Origin of the sequence: Neptuniibacter sp. QD72_48 (assembly GCF_047778065.1) — a bacterium.
In the GTDB taxonomy this organism is placed as follows: Bacteria; Pseudomonadota; Gammaproteobacteria; order Pseudomonadales; family Balneatricaceae; genus Neptuniibacter.
Genome location: NZ_CP180547.1, coordinates 2,494,220 through 2,510,547, shown reverse-complemented (window position 1 = coordinate 2,510,547; position 16,328 = coordinate 2,494,220). Strand labels below are relative to the sequence as shown.

General features: G+C 43.7%; 18 protein-coding genes. 14 read left to right on the top strand and 4 right to left on the bottom strand.

Translation table 11 applies throughout. From position 1 onward, the window contains the following. Positions 1-30 precede the first annotated feature (30 nt). From ACMXYX_RS11360 to ACMXYX_RS11335, 6 genes are all read left to right on the top strand, one after another. Positions 31-327 carry a c-type cytochrome gene (locus tag ACMXYX_RS11360; protein WP_415906010.1) on the top strand — a complete coding sequence of 99 codons (297 nt, stop codon included), beginning with the start codon at positions 31-33 and terminating at the stop codon, positions 325-327. A 244-nt stretch (positions 328-571) separates the two neighbouring features. Continuing rightward, a complete protein-coding gene (locus tag ACMXYX_RS11355) occupies positions 572-931 on the top strand; it encodes a TraR/DksA family transcriptional regulator (protein ID WP_415896551.1) in 360 nt (119 codons plus the stop codon). Positions 932-980: 49 nt separating this feature from the next. Then, positions 981-2,309, top strand: a complete 1,329-nt coding sequence (locus ACMXYX_RS11350) for an ATP-binding protein (protein ID WP_415896550.1) — start codon at positions 981-983, stop codon at positions 2,307-2,309. Beyond that, positions 2,302-3,297, top strand: coding sequence for a HupU protein (locus ACMXYX_RS11345; RefSeq protein WP_415896549.1), 996 nt, complete (start codon positions 2,302-2,304; stop codon positions 3,295-3,297). Before ACMXYX_RS11350 ends, ACMXYX_RS11345 begins: the two co-directional genes overlap by 8 nt. Positions 3,298-3,299: 2 nt before the next feature. Then, positions 3,300-4,751 carry a nickel-dependent hydrogenase large subunit gene (locus tag ACMXYX_RS11340; RefSeq protein ID WP_415896548.1) on the top strand — a complete coding sequence of 484 codons (1,452 nt, stop codon included), beginning with the start codon at positions 3,300-3,302 and terminating at the stop codon, positions 4,749-4,751. A gap of 67 nt (positions 4,752-4,818) precedes the next feature. Then, positions 4,819-5,688, top strand: a complete 870-nt coding sequence (locus ACMXYX_RS11335; protein WP_415896547.1) for a patatin-like phospholipase family protein — start codon at positions 4,819-4,821, stop codon at positions 5,686-5,688. On the opposite strand, the gene ACMXYX_RS11330 is transcribed toward ACMXYX_RS11335, so the two are convergent. Together ACMXYX_RS11330 and ACMXYX_RS11325 are read right to left on the bottom strand one after the other, a co-directional pair. Continuing rightward, a complete protein-coding gene (locus ACMXYX_RS11330; protein ID WP_415896546.1) occupies positions 5,669-6,031 on the bottom strand; it encodes a DOPA 4,5-dioxygenase family protein in 363 nt (120 codons plus the stop codon). The genes ACMXYX_RS11335 and ACMXYX_RS11330 overlap by 20 nt on opposite strands. Positions 6,032-6,096: 65 nt before the next feature. Further along, complete coding sequence (locus tag ACMXYX_RS11325; RefSeq protein WP_415883962.1) at positions 6,097-7,731, bottom strand: methyl-accepting chemotaxis protein; 1,635 nt, start codon at positions 7,729-7,731, stop codon at positions 6,097-6,099. Positions 7,732-8,142: 411 nt separating this feature from the next. Here ACMXYX_RS11325 and ACMXYX_RS11320 point away from each other — a divergent pair, with 411 nt between their 5' ends. Then, positions 8,143-10,386, top strand: a complete 2,244-nt coding sequence (locus ACMXYX_RS11320) for an ABC transporter substrate-binding protein (RefSeq protein ID WP_415896545.1) — start codon at positions 8,143-8,145, stop codon at positions 10,384-10,386. 64 nt (positions 10,387-10,450) lie between these two features. Here the strand turns inward: ACMXYX_RS11320 and ACMXYX_RS11315 are convergent, their stop codons facing one another. Both ACMXYX_RS11315 and ACMXYX_RS11310 read right to left on the bottom strand, forming a co-directional pair. Further along, positions 10,451-11,554, bottom strand: coding sequence for a phosphoribosylaminoimidazolesuccinocarboxamide synthase (locus tag ACMXYX_RS11315; protein ID WP_415883965.1), 1,104 nt, complete (start codon positions 11,552-11,554; stop codon positions 10,451-10,453). A gap of 106 nt (positions 11,555-11,660) precedes the next feature. Beyond that, entirely contained in the window at positions 11,661-11,879 is a 219-nt protein-coding gene (locus ACMXYX_RS11310; RefSeq protein ID WP_415896544.1) for a hypothetical protein, read from the bottom strand. Between the two features lie 289 nt (positions 11,880-12,168). Here ACMXYX_RS11310 and ACMXYX_RS11305 point away from each other — a divergent pair, with 289 nt between their 5' ends. The 7 genes from ACMXYX_RS11305 to ACMXYX_RS11275 are packed head-to-tail and all read left to right on the top strand — an operon-like array spanning position 12,169 to position 16,326. Beyond that, a complete protein-coding gene (locus ACMXYX_RS11305) occupies positions 12,169-12,807 on the top strand; it encodes a HyaD/HybD family hydrogenase maturation endopeptidase (RefSeq protein WP_415883967.1) in 639 nt (212 codons plus the stop codon). Between the two features lie 17 nt (positions 12,808-12,824). After that, positions 12,825-13,112, top strand: coding sequence for a HypC/HybG/HupF family hydrogenase formation chaperone (locus tag ACMXYX_RS11300; protein WP_415883968.1), 288 nt, complete (start codon positions 12,825-12,827; stop codon positions 13,110-13,112). Between the two features lie 11 nt (positions 13,113-13,123). Then, positions 13,124-13,555, top strand: a complete 432-nt coding sequence (locus tag ACMXYX_RS11295; RefSeq protein ID WP_415896543.1) for a hypothetical protein — start codon at positions 13,124-13,126, stop codon at positions 13,553-13,555. A gap of 12 nt (positions 13,556-13,567) precedes the next feature. Next, positions 13,568-14,437 (top strand): hydrogenase expression/formation C-terminal domain-containing protein, encoded by an 870-nt coding sequence (locus ACMXYX_RS11290; RefSeq protein ID WP_415896542.1) that lies wholly within the window; start codon positions 13,568-13,570, stop codon positions 14,435-14,437. Further along, positions 14,434-14,658: a rubredoxin gene (locus tag ACMXYX_RS11285; protein ID WP_415896541.1), complete on the top strand. Its 225-nt coding sequence runs from the start codon at positions 14,434-14,436 to the stop codon at positions 14,656-14,658. The genes ACMXYX_RS11290 and ACMXYX_RS11285 overlap by 4 nt, the downstream gene beginning before the upstream one ends. Position 14,659: 1 nt before the next feature. Continuing rightward, a complete protein-coding gene (gene hybE / locus ACMXYX_RS11280; RefSeq protein WP_415896540.1) occupies positions 14,660-15,196 on the top strand; it encodes a [NiFe]-hydrogenase assembly chaperone HybE in 537 nt (178 codons plus the stop codon). 8 nt (positions 15,197-15,204) lie between these two features. Continuing rightward, positions 15,205-16,326, top strand: coding sequence for a nickel-dependent hydrogenase large subunit (locus ACMXYX_RS11275; RefSeq protein ID WP_415896539.1), 1,122 nt, complete (start codon positions 15,205-15,207; stop codon positions 16,324-16,326). The last annotated feature ends 2 nt before the right edge of the window (positions 16,327-16,328 follow it).

The window sequence follows — 16,328 nt, the reverse complement described above, 5'->3', positions numbered from 1 at the left end:
TGAAAATTAAAAATTCAGTGAGGTGGATTTATGGGTAAGTTAGTTCAGGGTATCGCTTGTGGCTTGTTGGTAGCTGTTTCTTTCGGAATACAGGCTGACGGCCAAGCTGTTTACGATAAGCATTGCAAAGGCTGTCATGTGGCAGGTGTAGGTAATGCACCAAAACCTGGTGATAAGGCAGAGTGGGATAAACGTAGTGCGGCTGGCATTGATGCAATGGTTCAGACCGTTATTCAGGGTAAAGGTGCTATGCCAAAAGGCGGCACTTGTACTGACTGTGATGAAGCGACTATTAAAGAGGCAGTTGAAGTGCTTCTAGCTCAATAATCTAGCATTGAGCTTTTCTATCGAAATATGGCAGAGTCTTTTGCTGTATTTCGGTAGAGATTACACAATTCCTCCTTTCCTATCTCTTTTCAATCCTGTTCCTTTTCGTAGTAATTCAGTCTTTTTAATATGAATTATTTATGCCACGCTGTACTGACCTTAGAATATAAGTAATACCTGCATTATTGCTAAAACCGTAAACTGTATATTAGGTTTATTGAAGCTGGATTCGTATGAGGCGTATATGGCTGATTTTATTGATGAAACTCAAGTAGATACATTACTTAAACAGCTCCATCAGTTGCGTGATGAACTAGGTGAGGAAGCTTCTGCGCTCAAGCATGCTGCGGAACCTGTGAATCTCGATCAGCAAGCATTTGGCCGTGTATCTAGAGGTGATGCATTGCAACAGCAAAGTATGGCGAAAGCAAACTTGCGTCAGTGCCAAGAGCGCATTCAACTGATCGAAGACGCCTTGCACAAAATAGATAATGAAGAATATGGATTTTGTGAAGGTTGCGGGGAGTTGATTTCATTTGCGAGATTAAGTGCACGACCTGAGTCCCTATATTGCCTTACTTGCCAGCAGGAACAGGAATCTTAAAGGTATCGTCTGTTTAAAGGTCACGAGTGTTTTGAGTTAAAGAGCCGCTATGTCAGATAAGAATAACGATGCGCCGCAGCTTGATCCGGGTGTCGATGATGCTTGGGTTAGTGTTATCCGAAAAATGGATGAAGCGTATGCTGATCTTGTGCATTCTCAAGTAGAAGTTGAAGAGAAGAATGCCGAACTGCAAGAAAATAAGCAGTTCCTGGATAGTGTTCAGAGCTCTATGAGTGATGTGCTGATTGTTTGTGACCATTTAGGGCAGATACAACAAGTTAACCGCGCTTTAGAGATGTTAACAGGCAAGTTAGGTGAAGAGCTGGTTGGCAATCACTTTACAGATCTAGTTGATCCCCGTTTTTTGCAAAAAGTTAATGGACTGATTAATCAGGTACGGGTTCAGCCTGTGCGTGATTGCGAAATTGAACTGCATGGGGTGGAGGGTTCTATACCGCTTTCAATGAATTGCTCACCACGTAAAAATCATCGTGGTCGATTAGTGGGCATGGTGTTAATCGGCCGCCCTTTGGGTGAGCTGCAAAAAGCCTATATCGAACTAAATAGCGCCCATGCCGAGCTTAAGTTGGCTCAAGAGCGTTTGGTGCAATCAGAAAAGATGGCCTCGCTAGGCCGCTTGGTGGCCGGTGTAGCTCATGAGCTGAATAACCCGATCAGTTTTGTCTATGGCAATATGCATGCACTACAGCGCTATACTGATCGATTAAGTCAGTATTTTGATGCAATAAACGAGGGGCAGCCTCGAGACCAGCTCAAAGAGATGCGTGAAGAATTACGTTTAGATAAATTAATTCGTGATCTTAATTCGTTGGTGGCTGGCACTATGGAAGGGGCGGATCGAGTTAAAGAGATCGTTAATGACCTTAAGCAGTTCTCTTCAACTCAAGAGTCTGAGAAAACCTTGTTTGATCTCACGCATGTGATCAGAACGGCGCTGCACTGGATTATTAAAGAGAGTAAACAGCCGGTAGAGGTTGTTGATCTTATCCCTTCAGACTTAAAAGCGGTTGGGCATTCTGGCCAAATCCACCAAGTCGTTGTGAACCTCGTACAAAACGCCGTTGATGCCATGCAAGGTTGTGAGCGGCAATGTTTAACCCTAGAGGCCGAATCATTTAAGGACAGAGTCGAATTTAAGGTTAGCGATACAGGGCCAGGAGTTTGTGAAGATGATCTATCTCGCTTGTTTGACCCCTTCTTTACCACTAAGCCTGTCGGTCAGGGGACTGGCTTAGGTTTGTCGATTAGTTATGGAATCGTTTCGGAGCACGGCGGTGAACTGCGCATCTTTAACCGTGATGAAGGTGGGGCAATGGCTGTTTTAGTGTTACCAACTGAGGAGGCGAAGGATGTTTAATCTTCTTTGGCTTCAGTCTGCAGGTTGTGGTGGCTGCTCTATGTCGCTCCTGAATGCTGAATCGCCTGATCTAATGTCTACCTTCAAAGCCGCCAATATTAATCTGTTATGGCACCCATCGTTGAGTGAAGAGACTGGTTCAGAAGTAACAGAGCTTTTAGAAAAAATCCTCGAAAATGAACTTAAGTTAGATGCTTTATGTATTGAAGGGGCTGTGCCCAGAGGCCCTGATGGTACGGGCCGTTTTCATATGTTAGGCGGCACTAATACGTCGATGATGACTTGGGTCCAAAAATTAGCACAGAAAGCAAAATATACGATCGCGATTGGCTCTTGCGCGGCCTATGGCGGCATATCAGCAGCAGGCGAGAATATTACAGATGCTGCAGGTTTACAGTTTGAAGGGGAGGTCCCTGGTGGCATTTTAGGGGCTGAATACCGCTCTGTTTCTGGTTTTAATACGATCAATATATCTGGCTGCCCAGTTCATCCTAATTGGGTAACAGAAACCTTAATTAGCTTAGCGTTAGGAGAGCACTCAGAAGAGGCAGTAGATCAATTTGGTCGACCGCGCATGTATGCTGATCATTTGGTGCATCATGGCTGCAGTCGCAATGAATTCTATGAGTACAAAGCCAGTGCGGAAAACCCTGGCGACCTAGGCTGCATGATGGAAAATATGGGGTGCCTTGGTACCCAAGCGCATGCGGATTGTAATACCCGTCCTTGGAATGGGGAGGGCTCATGTACCAAAGGTGGCTATGCCTGCATTAATTGCACAGCGCCCGAGTTTGAAGAACCTATGCATAGTTTTATGCAGACCCCTAAAGTTGCCGGTATTCCGGTAGGGTTACCTACAGATATGCCTAAAGCTTGGTTTGTCGCTTTAGCTTCCCTTTCAAAAGCGGCGACGCCGGATCGTTTGCGCAAGAATGCGACTTCGGAAACATTGATCTATCCACCCACAGTCCATAAGAGAAAAAGTTAGATATGAGCCGAATAGTTGTGGGTCCTTTCAATCGTGTGGAAGGGGATCTGGAAGTTAGCTTAGATATTGCCAAAGGACAGGTAAATGGGGCGCGAGTGAACTCTCCAATGTTTAGAGGGTTTGAACGGATTATGCATGGGCAAAATCCGATGGATGCGTTGGTGTATACCCCACGTATCTGTGGTATCTGCTCGGTAAGTCAATCAGTCGCTTGCGCCAGAGCATTAGCGGATATGATGCAGCTAGAAATGCCAGAGAATGGCGAGCTAGCGACTAATCTCGTGTTAGCTAACGAAAATATGACGGACCTCCTGACGCACTTTTATCTGTTCTTTATGCCTGATTTTAGTCGCGATATTTATGCAGGTAAGGATTGGTTTGAGGCTGTGAGTAAGCGCTTTAAAGCTAAAACGGGCACAGCAACACGCGCGATGCTACCTGCTCGTGTTGAGTTTCTACATCTGATGGGCTTGATGGCTGGTAAGTGGCCACATACCTTAAGTCTTCAACCAGGTGGGACAACGAAACCAATCGAATCTCAAGAAAGAATTAGGCTCTTAACCATTCTATCTGCGTTTAGAGGCTTTCTTGAAGAGCAGTTATTTGGTGCTGACCTAGAAGAGGTGGGTGAGTTAGATTCTCTATCAGCGCTAGAAAAATGGTACTCAAAAGAGCATTGGAGTCAGAGCGATTTCCGCACGTTCTTGCATTTAAGTGCTGATTTGGAACTGAGCAATTTAGGCCGTAGTACTAATCAATTTTTAAGTTATGGGAATTATCCGCTGCAGGGCAAACCGATGTTTAAACCGGGTGTGAATTTCCATGGGGAAACTGGCGTATTAGCACCAAGTTCTATCACTGAAGACCTTGCTTACTCTTGGATGGAATCCGAGCCTGAACCATTACCGCCTCAAGAGGGTAAGACGAACCCGTCGTTAGCTAATGAAGACGCGTACACTTGGTGTAAAGCGCCAAGGTTTAATCGCCAAGTAATGGAAGTTGGCGCACTTTCACGTCAGCTTATTAATGGCCATCCACTCATCACTGACCTTATAAACCATTCTGGTGGTAATGTTGAAAATCGTATTATTGCGAGACTGTTGGAATTAGCATTGGTGATCCCTCAGATGCAGAAATGGGCTGCGCAACTGAATCCACAGGCTGATTTTTGTCATCAAGGAAAGTTGCCAAAAGAGGGTTCCGGAGTAGGTATGATTGAGGCTGCTCGAGGAAGTCTAGGACACTGGATCAGTGTTGAAAAAGGTAAGATCAGTAATTATCAAATCATTGCGCCTACGACATGGAATTTCTCACCGAGAGATAGCCAATCCGTGCCGGGAGCTTTAGAACAAGCTTTAGTCGGCGCGCCTGTGCAGGATGGAGAAAAAGAACCGGTGTCAGTTCAACATATTGTTCGGTCTTTTGATCCTTGTATGGTCTGTACGGTGCATTAGCGATCTTAAATTGTTGTGACTTAGCGTAGTCGCCAGGGGACATGAAAAGGTAAGGAATGCTTAATTTATGAAAGATCAGTCTATTTCGTTAGTACTGGGTAGCGGTGGTGCTAGGGGTCTAGCTCATATAGGTATTATTCATGAACTGGAACAAGCTGGATATAAGATTGAATCGATTTCCGGTTGTTCTATTGGCGCTTTGATTGGTGGGGTATACGCTGCTGGCAAATTAGCTGAATTTGAGGCTTGGGTCCGGGCGATTGATAAGACGGATATCCTAAGTTTGCTCGATTTGACTTGGCGATCTGATGGCCTTGTGAAGGGCGATAAGATAATGGACACCTTAGTCCAGTTAGTCGGCGATTGGAAAATTGAAGATCTGCCTATTCGATTTACTGCAATCGCTGCTGATATCGATGATGAAAAAGAGGTTTGGATGAGCTCTGGATCACTTTTTGATGCGATTCGGGCGTCTATTTCTTTACCGATGTTTTTCTCTCCCGTGCCTTACCGTGATTCTTTTCTAGTGGACGGCGGTATTCTAAATCCGGTTCCTATAGCGCCTTGTTTTAATGATCAAACCGATCAGATTTTTGCCGTAAATTTAGGCGGCGCAGTTGAGCACGGTCTCTTTATTGAGGAGAGGCACGAAGAGGAAACGGATCGTAGTTTCAAAGAGCGCGTGCATAGCTTTGTCGAAAAACTATATAAGTCAGATGAAGAGGAGGGTCGCTCATTGAGTATGTACGATGTGGCCCATCAGGCCTTCGATACCATGCAGGGAACTATTGCTAGGCAGAAGCTAGCAGCGTATCCGCCGGATGGCGTAATTGAGATACCTCGAAATGCCTGCGGTATCTTGGAATTCCATAAAGCTGAGCCACTTATCGAACTTGGCAAGCAGCGTGCGCGCGCTTTTATAGCGACGTTGGATTAGATTGTTTCTGCCGTTTAATAAAGATAGATAGATCTATTTCGTAAGATTTTCCTAACCACATGACGTAATCACGGTGGTCTTTAAGGTCATCCCCAGTCACTGGGTGAATAAGGACATCTAGATTGTCTCTATGGTAATTCAGCCATTGGACAACTTCCGCGAACTGGGTGCCAGTAAAACTCAGTTGGCAACTGCCTACTGGATGCGGGCCTACAGGCTTTTGATGAAGCCTACCTGCTTTAACCTCTAACGCTTCGCTCGCTTTTAGTACAAGTGATTCGGCTTTGGCGTAACTGCTTTCATCGAAATAGATATGGGCGTGATAGGCGTTAAACAGTTGCATGGTTCTTCCCTATAAACAAAAAGCGCCCTCATTAAAGGGCGCTTTAAACAGCTGAGTCAGAGATATTAAATCTTGAACTGACTCACTTTCCCATTCAGATCAACAGATAGGCGAGATAATTGCTCGCTGGCTGCTGAGATCTGAGTTGCACCGTCTGCGGATTCTTGCGATGCGTCATTGATAGCAACGAGTGATCGGTTGATCTCTTCGGCTACGCTAGTTTGCTCCTCACTTGCAGAGGCGATATGAGTATTCATATCGGTAATCATACCCACTGCCTCAGAGATGCCCTGTAATGCATCACCAGCTTCAGATGCTTTGCTACCCGCTTGTTCAGCTTCGCGTTGACTCTGTTCCATTGCTGATACAGCAGTCCGTGTACCGGATTGAAGGCGCTCTATTGCATTTTCAATCTCAGTTGTGGATTGCTGAGTACGCTGTGCTAGTGTTCTAACTTCATCGGCTACTACGGCGAAGCCTCGACCTTGATCACCCGCACGTGCTGCCTCAATCGCTGCGTTGAGTGCTAGCAAGTTGGTTTGTTCAGCGATGTCATTGATTACACCAATGATAGAACCGATGCTCTCACTATCGTTCTCAACGGCAGTAATACGTTCAGATACCTGAGAAACGTTACCTACTAGCGAGTTGGTGGCGGAAACTGCTGCTGATACGATTTCGTTACCTTGTGAAGCTTGCTCAAGCATCATTTTCGCTTGGCTATCCGCATGCTCTGCATTGGTTGCTACGTCTTGAGAAGTGGATACCATCTCATTCATGGCACTTGCCACTTGTTCAATTTCTAGCCGCTGATTATTAATGCTGTGATTAGCTTGTGAGCTGATTGAAGACATCTGTTCTGCAGCAGACGCAAGTTGTTGAGTGGCGTTACCAATATCACCAATTAGTTTACGCTGGTGGCCTAACATTTTATTAAAGTTAGTGCTGATTTCAGTGAGTTCGTCATTGCCTTGTACAGGTACATTGGCGGTTAGATCTGACTGGCTAGCTACTTTATCCATCGAATTGCTTAAAGCATCTAGGGGGGTTTTTACAGAGTGGTAAACTAACTTGCTAAGGATGCCGAGTAGAGCTACAACAGCTACGCCTAAAGCGATCATGATAATGATTGCTGTATCGTAAGCATTGCTAATGGTTTCGCGCTCTTCAGAGGCTACGCGTAGCTGAAGGCTAATAAGCTCTGCAATTTTTTCACTAATCGGGTCAATAGTGTCATATAGAGGACCATCGAAATCCTGTAATTGACCGGCAATGTAACCGCTACTCATACCGCTCATAGCTTTTTCGAGGCTATCTAAGGATTGGTTCGCAGCTACAAATAAGGTCTCAGCTTCTTTGGCTAGCTGTTCCTCTTCAGCTGTTAGAGTTGTGGCCATATATTTTTGCCACTTTTCAGAAATCTCAGCTCGTGCGTCTTTAACGCCTTTTAAAGCTTCTTCACCGGTCATGATCCCAGCATTAGCTTTGTTAACCGCGTCGATAACAAAAACCGCATAATCATCTGCGATAAGTTTTAAATCTTCTAGAGGTACCACACGGTCTTCATAGATACGTGCTGCCCCATCGTCGGCCTGTTTTAGCTCATTTAGAGAGGTGGCGATAATGATGGCTACAGCAATAATCGGAAGTATGGATGTAAGAACGAGCTTAGTGCGAATGCTCAAACCGCTTAATAACATTATATGTCCTCATACCTTTCGGTGAGAAAATTATTAGAGCCTTTGAACTTGTATTGTTCAGATCCCTGGCCGGTCCCCCACAGACCAAACAGTAACCTAACTACTGCATACATCCACTGTTACTATAGTTATAGCTGCTCAATGTTTTATTACAACTATTAATTAAAATTATCTTATATTAATTTAGATGTTGATCATTTTTTGTATGATTTATTATAGAAAATGTATGATTTTCATACGGTTAGTGTGTGATCGATAAAGAAATAAGCGTATGTTGGCCGGTCAAAAAAGTGGATAAGTTTTGATCTAATTTGATAATGGAATTTCCAATAAATTATACTTCCTAAGTTTTAATTCTTTTTCTCTGTTCTACACTAGAAAAGCGCATTACTGTTGTTTAAGGAATACTCAATGGGCATTATTGTTCGAGTGATCTTATTGTACTTTGTCGTTACCTCTGTACACGCCCAAGAACAAATAAGTTTGCAGTTGTTATGGAAGCATCAATTTCAATTCGCTGGCTATTACATGGCGATTGAAAAAGGTTTTTATGCAGAAGAAGGTTTAGATGTTTCATTAAAAGAGTTTGATTTTAGTATTGATTTGGTTGGAGAGGTGACCTCGGGAAAGAGCCAGTTTGGTGTAGGTCGTACCTCGTTGTTGATCGATAAAAACGCTGGTGCAGATGTGGTAGCAATGTTTGCTGCTTATCAACAATCGCCGTTGATGCTCCTTAGTCGAAAAGATTCAGGTATTTTGCTCTCGTCCGATCTAAAAGATCGCAAAATAATGATCACCAATGATGCTAAAAAGGTAGGTGAAATTATTGCGATGCTGTTGCAGGCAGGTATTACGATTTCGGACTTTGAACAGCAGCAACATAGTTACAACGTACAAGATCTTATCGACGGCAAAACGGATGCAATGGCCTCGTATATTTCTAATGAGCCTTATCTAATGGATCAGCAGGGGGTTGAGTACAATATTATCCACCCTAAGGATTACGGTTTTGATATGTACTCAGATATTCTGTTTACTTCTCGGGAGTACATTGAAAAAAAGCCTGAAATCGTCGACAAGTTTTATCGTGCCTCGATGAAAGGTTGGATGTATGCCTTTGATAATATTCAAGAAACTGCACAAGTTATTTTTGATAGTTATAATTCTCAAGGTAAAAGTATCGAAGCCTTGGTCTTTGAAGGGCAAGAGCTGAAAAAAGTTGCCTTTGATAAGGATGGTAACTTTGGCACGTTATCGGTGAACAAATTCAACGAGATGGCTCAGGTCTATCTCATCACTGGTAGTATTTTCCTTGGCTATGACTTCTCTGATTTTGTCTACCGCCCACCTAGTAATCTTTTTCGTCTAAGCCAAGCTGAATTGGCCTATATTCAAAATCGCGGCAAAGTTAAGGTCTGTGTTAATCCAAATTGGTATCCGTACGAGTCTTTCCAGAATGGTGGGCATGTAGGGATGGCGGCTGATTACCTCAGGTTAATCTTGGGTAACTTGAATATTCCCTTTGAGGTCATACCTACAAAAACCTGGAGTGAAACTATCCAGTTTGCTAGAACGGGCAGATGTGAGGTAATTGCTGGTGCTATGCAAACCATTAATCGTAGTAACTATCTGGCCTTTTCTCGCCCCTATTTAAGTGTTCCTGCGGTCGTTGCTTTGAGGGCCGATAGTGATGCGCAGTCATTGCCTAATATGACTATAGGTGTGGTCGATAAATCTGCGTTCCATGATATTTTGCGTGACCGTTATCCGGGTATGACAATCGTACCGGTCAGAGAAAATCGAGAGGGTATTCGGATGTTACTTTCTGCAGAAATTGATGGTTTCGTGGGGGGGCATACCAGTATTACTCATGTTCTGCGTTCCCAAAAGATAGACAGTATAGTGTTGAGTGATCAATTACGGGATAACTGGGATATAAGCGTCGCAGTTGTTCAGGATAGCTCTCCTTATTTGATGAATGCAATAAATAAGTCAATCGCGTCAATTTCTACTGAAGAGCATAAAAACATCTATCGACGATGGGCTCAGATCGAACATAAGCATTCTGTTGATTACCGCTTGTTGTGGGGGATTTTAGCGGTCGTTGCTGTATTGGCAGGTATCGGGTTATACCGCTACCTGCATATGCTCTCTTACAATAAAATGCTAAAGACTATTGCTGAAAAGGATGCGTTAACAGGGGTTTTGAGTCGAGGTAAACTGCGTACTGAGCTCGAAGAATTTACTTCGTTGGCGAAACGCCATGACTGGAAGTTATCGTTGATCTTTTTTGATATAGATGACTTTAAAGGGATTAATGACACCTATGGTCACGTTAAAGGCGATAAGGTTTTAACTGAATTAACCATGTTAGTGTCCGGTATGTCGCGTAAGACTGACCGCTTTGGTCGTTGGGGTGGAGAAGAGTTTCTTTTTTTGATGCTGGAAACAGATTTGCAAGATGCTGGTGCAATAGCTGAGAAGTTTAGAGGGGCGATAGAAAACTATGACTTTGGCCTACCTGACGCTGTGACCAGTAGCTTTGGGGTTGCTCAATATTCTAAAGGTGAGAGTATTGAGAGTTGGGTAGGGCGAGCTGATAGCGCCTTGTATCGAGCTAAAGGCGATGGTAAAAACTGTGTCCGAATATATTAGAATGGAACAAGAAAGGCCGCTTAAAGTAAGCGGCCTTTTTTTGAGCTGGCATTGTAACAAATGATCAATCGATCAATTGGTACTCATTGCGCAGAATCTCAATAATCTCCGCTTTAGGGTTATCAGATTGTTGTAGCTTTTGACCGATGATCTTCTCTGCAATGCCTACATAAGTGTCAGACACTTTCTGGATTAAAGAGGCTGGAAGCTCATTGTCGCGTGCAAGTGCGTAGCGCTCTTCCATACGGTCTTTATTTACTAGAATATCTGAGTCAGGGAAGTGGTTTAGAAGCTCCTGACGGAATACTTCTTTGGAGTTTTCAATCACTTCGCCTTCGCGATAGGCAGGTCCGTCCCAGATACGAGAGGAATCAGGCGTGCCAACTTCATCCATGTAGATAAGCTTTTCATTACCTTCAGCATCAGTGACATAACCAAACTCAAATTTGGTATCTACAAAGATCTGATCAAGCTTGCTTAGTTCACTGCTGATTACTTCAAAGCCTTCTTTCAAAAGCTTTTCATATTGTTCAACATCATCAGCTTGTAGGAACTTGAATGCTTCGAAATTATTGACGATGTCATTACGAGTAATGTTTACATCATCTACCTCGGGTACACCCGGAACACCTTTTAGAATGCCTTTGGTTGATGGTGTGATAAGTAGCTCGGGTAGCTTTTGATCTCTTTCTAGATCTTCAGCGATTTGAATGCCGCAGAACTCGCGCTCACCTTTTGCGTATGCACGCCACATGGAGCCAGTAATGTATTGGCGGCAGATCGCTTCGATCATAATAGGTTTTGCTTTCTGGACAATCCAAACCAGTGGGTGAGGAATATCTAGAATATGGCTGTCAGCAAGCCCGTTTTCGCGGAATCGTTTAAACCAGTGGTTAGATATTGCGTTTAGCGCAGCGCCTTTACCTGGTACGCCTTGCATGCCGCCTTGACCTGTCCAGATGCATTCAAAGGCAGAAATACGGTCACTGATCACCATGACTGCAAGTTCGGCACCTTCGTGAACGTTGTAGCCTTTCTCTTTGATTAGACGTTGGCTGTCTTCTTTAGTCAGCCAGTAAACAGAGCGAACCTTGCCGCTATGAACTGGTAGGTCAGTACGGATGGGAAGATCGTTATTAACAGCCAATACTTTATCAGCAAGACCCATGGAAAATGTCCTGTATCTAGAAATAAATCGTGTAAATGCTTTATGCGAGATAAAGCGTGAAAATCGTTTTGCTACAAACTATCACGTTACATTCATTAGATGCTATTTAGGAATAGCGCTTGGCATCGCGTAGCAGTGAGCTTAAATCTAAACCTTGTATATCAGCGAGTGCTTCCAAATCGTTGGAATTTCGCGGGGGTAGTTTCTTAAGTCGCTCTCGTTCAGCTTTCTTTTGTTCTACTTTCTGTAACAGCTTGTTATGAATGGCGTCCAATTGCTCTGATGAAAGTGAAGCGAGCCGACTGAATAACTCATCTTCAGTCATGTGGGAATTGATCACTCCGAAACAGCAAAAAAATCGAAAGACAGTATAGCAGAACTGGATGTTATACGACCAATAACTTATGTGAAATCCTATTAGTGGAAAGTAAGTTTTCAGTTTTGTTGAAAGTTGAGAGGATTTTTATTGTTTGGCTTTTGGTTTTTGTTTGCCTGTTTGCTTGAGAGTTAGGCGTTACGGGTGTTTTACCCATTATTAATGACTTGGCACATTCTTTGTAAATTGATTCTGCAATAACAAAAATAATTTCAAGACAGAGTCGGGTGTGCTGTAAATGATAGAAGATACGCTCTATCAAGATAAAAATGTGCTTATCCTCGGAATAGGCAATATCCTCTGGGCGGATGAAGGATTTGGTGTACGTTGCGTTGAAACGCTAAATCAAAACTACCGCTTTTCAAATAAAACCAAGTTAATGGATGGTGGTACACAAGGAATTTACCTTGTGCAACATGTTCAAGCCGCTGATGTACTTGTCGTGTTTGATGCCATCGATTATGGCTTGGAGCCGGGTACGTTAAAAGTCATCCATGATGATGATGTGCCTAAGTTTATGGGGGCTAAACAGATGAGCCTCCATCAAACTGGTTTTCAAGAAGTGTTGGCTATGGCTGAGTTTACTGGAAGCTATCCAAAGCACTTACTCCTCATCGGTTGTCAGCCTGTTGAATTAGAAGACTTTGGCGGCAGTTTGCGTGAATCTGTTCGCGTTCAAATTGAGCCTGCCATTCAGATTGCTTTGGCTTACCTTAAAAAATTAGGTGTTGAGCCAATTGGTGATAACTGCACTCCTGAAGAGTTAGCCCCAGGTGAGTTGGGGTTGAATTCGTATGAAGGTGGTCGTCCATCTGAATATGAAGCTTTTCGGCAGGGTGATCCACGATTTATTAAATCGACCGAAGGTACCAGTTAATGTGCCTTGGCATACCAATGAGAATTGTATGCTGTGATGGATTATCGGCGGAGTGTGAAAATGGGGATCAGATTGAGAGAGTCGATCTATCTCTATTAGGTGAACAGCCTACTGGAACTTGGGTTTTGGTTTTCCTTGGTGCTGCTAGAGAAGTATTGAGCGAGCAGCGAGCAGCCGAAGTTCGAAATGCACTCATTGCAGTTCAATCCATCATGCAAGGTGATGCTGCCGATGTTGATCGGTTGTTTTCTGATTTGATTGAACAGCCGCCGCAGTTGCCACCGCATCTTCAGAATAATAACTAAGAGAGCTGGATATGACTTCTCCACTGATAGAACAGTTGATTGTTGAAAGGGGCTATCCGCTCCTTAATGAAGAGAGTTTTGAGAGTTTCATTAAAGATCAAAAATACACCGTTTTGTTCTGTACAGAGCAGGCTCATCGTTTCCCAGAAAGTAACGATGTTGCAGTGATTCTTCCTGAGTTGGTAAAGCGCTTTCCAGAGCTAACGCCTGCGATTGTTGCGCCTGAGTATGAGAAGAAGGTTCAAGGGCGATACAACTTTACCGTTTGGCCCTCCTTAGTGTTTTTAAAAGAGGGGCGTTATTTAGGAACCATCAGTAAGGTTCAAGATTGGGATATCTATCTTGCCGAAATACCAAGCATTCTAGCGTTAGAACCTCGTCGCGATCCAGGTATTGGCATACCAGTGGTGGTTAATCCTGTTCAATCTGCTTGTGGTCAGTAAAAGGTGAGTAATATGGAAAACAATGGTATCCCTCTAGTAAATGTTCCAATGGGGCCGGGTAGCCAAGATGAAGGCGAAATGGTTTTGGACTATATGAAAATGCCTTCGGAAATGTATAGTTATGATATTCCCATCCTGCCTGAACCCGAGCAGGCCTCTGAGTGCCCTCAAGCACTGGCTGTATTAGAGCAACTGCAACATCACCTTAAAACTTATCGTATTGGTAATGAACCGCCAGTTATGTTGCTATCAGCGTTGCCAGAACCTGATTTAGATCTGATAAACCAGATTCTGGGTGAAGGTGAAGTAAGTTTGACTTTAACAGGTGAGACCGAAATTAAAGCGCAAGAAACCGTTTTAGCAGGTGTATGGCGCTTAAGAGAATTCGATAAAAACGGCGATGTTGTACGTGAATCTATTGAAGTTGCTGATGTGCCAAGTGTCAGCCGTGAGCAAGCTTTTCAATCAGGTCAGCCTTTGGATACTGGGCAGTTGCAGATTCCGGAAGGTGTGTTGAATGCTCCATCTGTACTGATTGAGATCGATGAAGCTTCAACGGTCTACAGTATACAAACTGAAAAACCTGAAGCGCCACATGTCATCAATCTATCGCTTCTGCCATTCTCGCCTCAGGATCATGCCTATCTGGATCAAGTGGTAAGACAAGGGCCAGTCACAATTCTATCTCGCGGTTACGGGAACTGTCGTATTACCTCAACTCAGATTGATGGGTTATGGCGAGTGCAGTATTTCAACAGTACCGATCAATTGATTCTAGATACCTTGGAAATCACCGATATTCCTCTAGTTGCTTGCGCTGCCCCAGAAGATCTAAGTGATTCGTATGAACGCTTGATCGAGATTCGTGAGGTTCTGGTATGACAAGCTATCAAGGATTCGAAGGCAGTTACTTAGGAGACAGTGATCGTATAGCTGATGATGCACGCCTAGAGTGCAAAATCTGCTGGCATGTCTATGACCCAGCAGCAGGGGATGATATTTGGCAAATCCCTGCTGGCACGCCTTTTAGCCAACTGCCTGATCATTGGCGCTGCCCCGAATGTGATGGCGAAAAAGATCAATTTATGGTCGTGGAAGGATAAAGTGGATTTCTTTCAACAGCTAAAAGCGAATTACGAACAGGTCGCGATCACGATGGTAGAGCTGGAGTTTTATAACCCCGCTTTGCAAGTTGAAGTTGTTGAAGGTGCTGTTTCAGAAGAGAGTAAGTTAGCTGTACTGATCACCCCTTGGTGTATGAACCTGATTCTGCTCTCTGAAGAAAATACAGAATATGATCAGGCTCAAGTGGGGAGCAAAAAGATAGTATTACTACCTTCGGGTAGCTATGAATTTTTGTATGCTGGAAGTGAGGCCTTAGGGGCGTACGGCAGTTGTTCTCTGTTTTCTCCAATGCTTGAATTTGCTGATCAAGAGGCCGCGGTTCTTACAGCAGAAGAGGTGCTGAAAGCAGTATTGAATACTGAAAATTGTGGTAAGACTGATCTGCAATTAGCTAAAGAAGCGCAAAAAAGAGAACAGGAAGAGAGAGCTGAAAACCAGAGTTTAGTTCGCGCCAGAACCAAAGAAGGTTTAAGTCGACGTAAATTTATGACTGCAGCCTTTGCAGATGAGCCTTAGGTGATTCTATGGATGGTAGTTTTAATCTTGCAGGTAAAATCAATGTTGGGGTGGACTATCTCGACGGGTGTATTCGCAACGTAAATGTTAAGTCCTCGCGGCCAACTGAATTAACGCGTCTATTAGAAGGTAAAAGCCCAAAAGAAGTAGTGCAGCGAGTACCTTTACTGTTCAGTCTCTGCAGTTGTGCTCAAACCATTGCAGCATTAACAGCGATTGAATCGGCACAAGGGAAAACATGTGATAGCGATGTATTGCAGGCTCGAAAATTATTACTGCTTGCAGAAACGACAAAAGAGTTAGGTCTGCGTTTAGGGCGTGATTGGTTAGGCAGCGAAAAGCTATTAAATTTGCCTGAGCTTTTAAATTGGTTTGCTGACTTTCGAACACGGCTGTCTTGGTGTTTGCGGTTAAATCCTTGTATGCCGGAAAAGCGTTTCCCGTTATCGCGATTTATTAGTGAGCTCGAGGGTATGTTGAAAAGCTTTACAGGGCCTGATGAACTGCAGTTTAAAGAAGCGGTATATGCGCAAAGCCAGACGCACCCGATCGGAAAAGCGGTTGCAGATCTGAGTGATAAATATGATGGCATTAGCTTAGGACCAGCTTGCCCTGAAATGGATCTGTCGAGTGACTATTTGGATTGGCAACTAAGCCTGAGAGGCCAAAGTTTCTGTGCCTTACCTCAAGGTGAAGGTGGTTGTTTCGAAACTAGCATCTGGACACGAAATTGTAAGCGTTCGATGATTAAAGAATCGAACCTACTTACGATTAATCCCATTGCTCAGAGGTTTTTGGCATTGTTGTTAGAGTTAAAAGCGATGCCTCATCGACTGCTACAAGTAGATGATGAAGAGTTGATTAGATCTGATAAGCCTGGTTTCGCTTGGGTGGAAGCGGCAAGAGGGGCTCTGATTCATCGAGTGACCATGACGATAAATCCCAATGGTGATGAGCAGATCAGTCAGTATCGGATTATTGCGCCAACGGAGTGGAATTTTCATCCACAAGGAACTCTTGTCAGTATGTTAGAAGGGGTAAAGGTCCCTGAAGATAAAGCAGCGGATTTAGTGGGTAAACTAATATTATCAGTAGATCCTTGTGTCGCTTATGAAGTTGAGGTCAATTAATC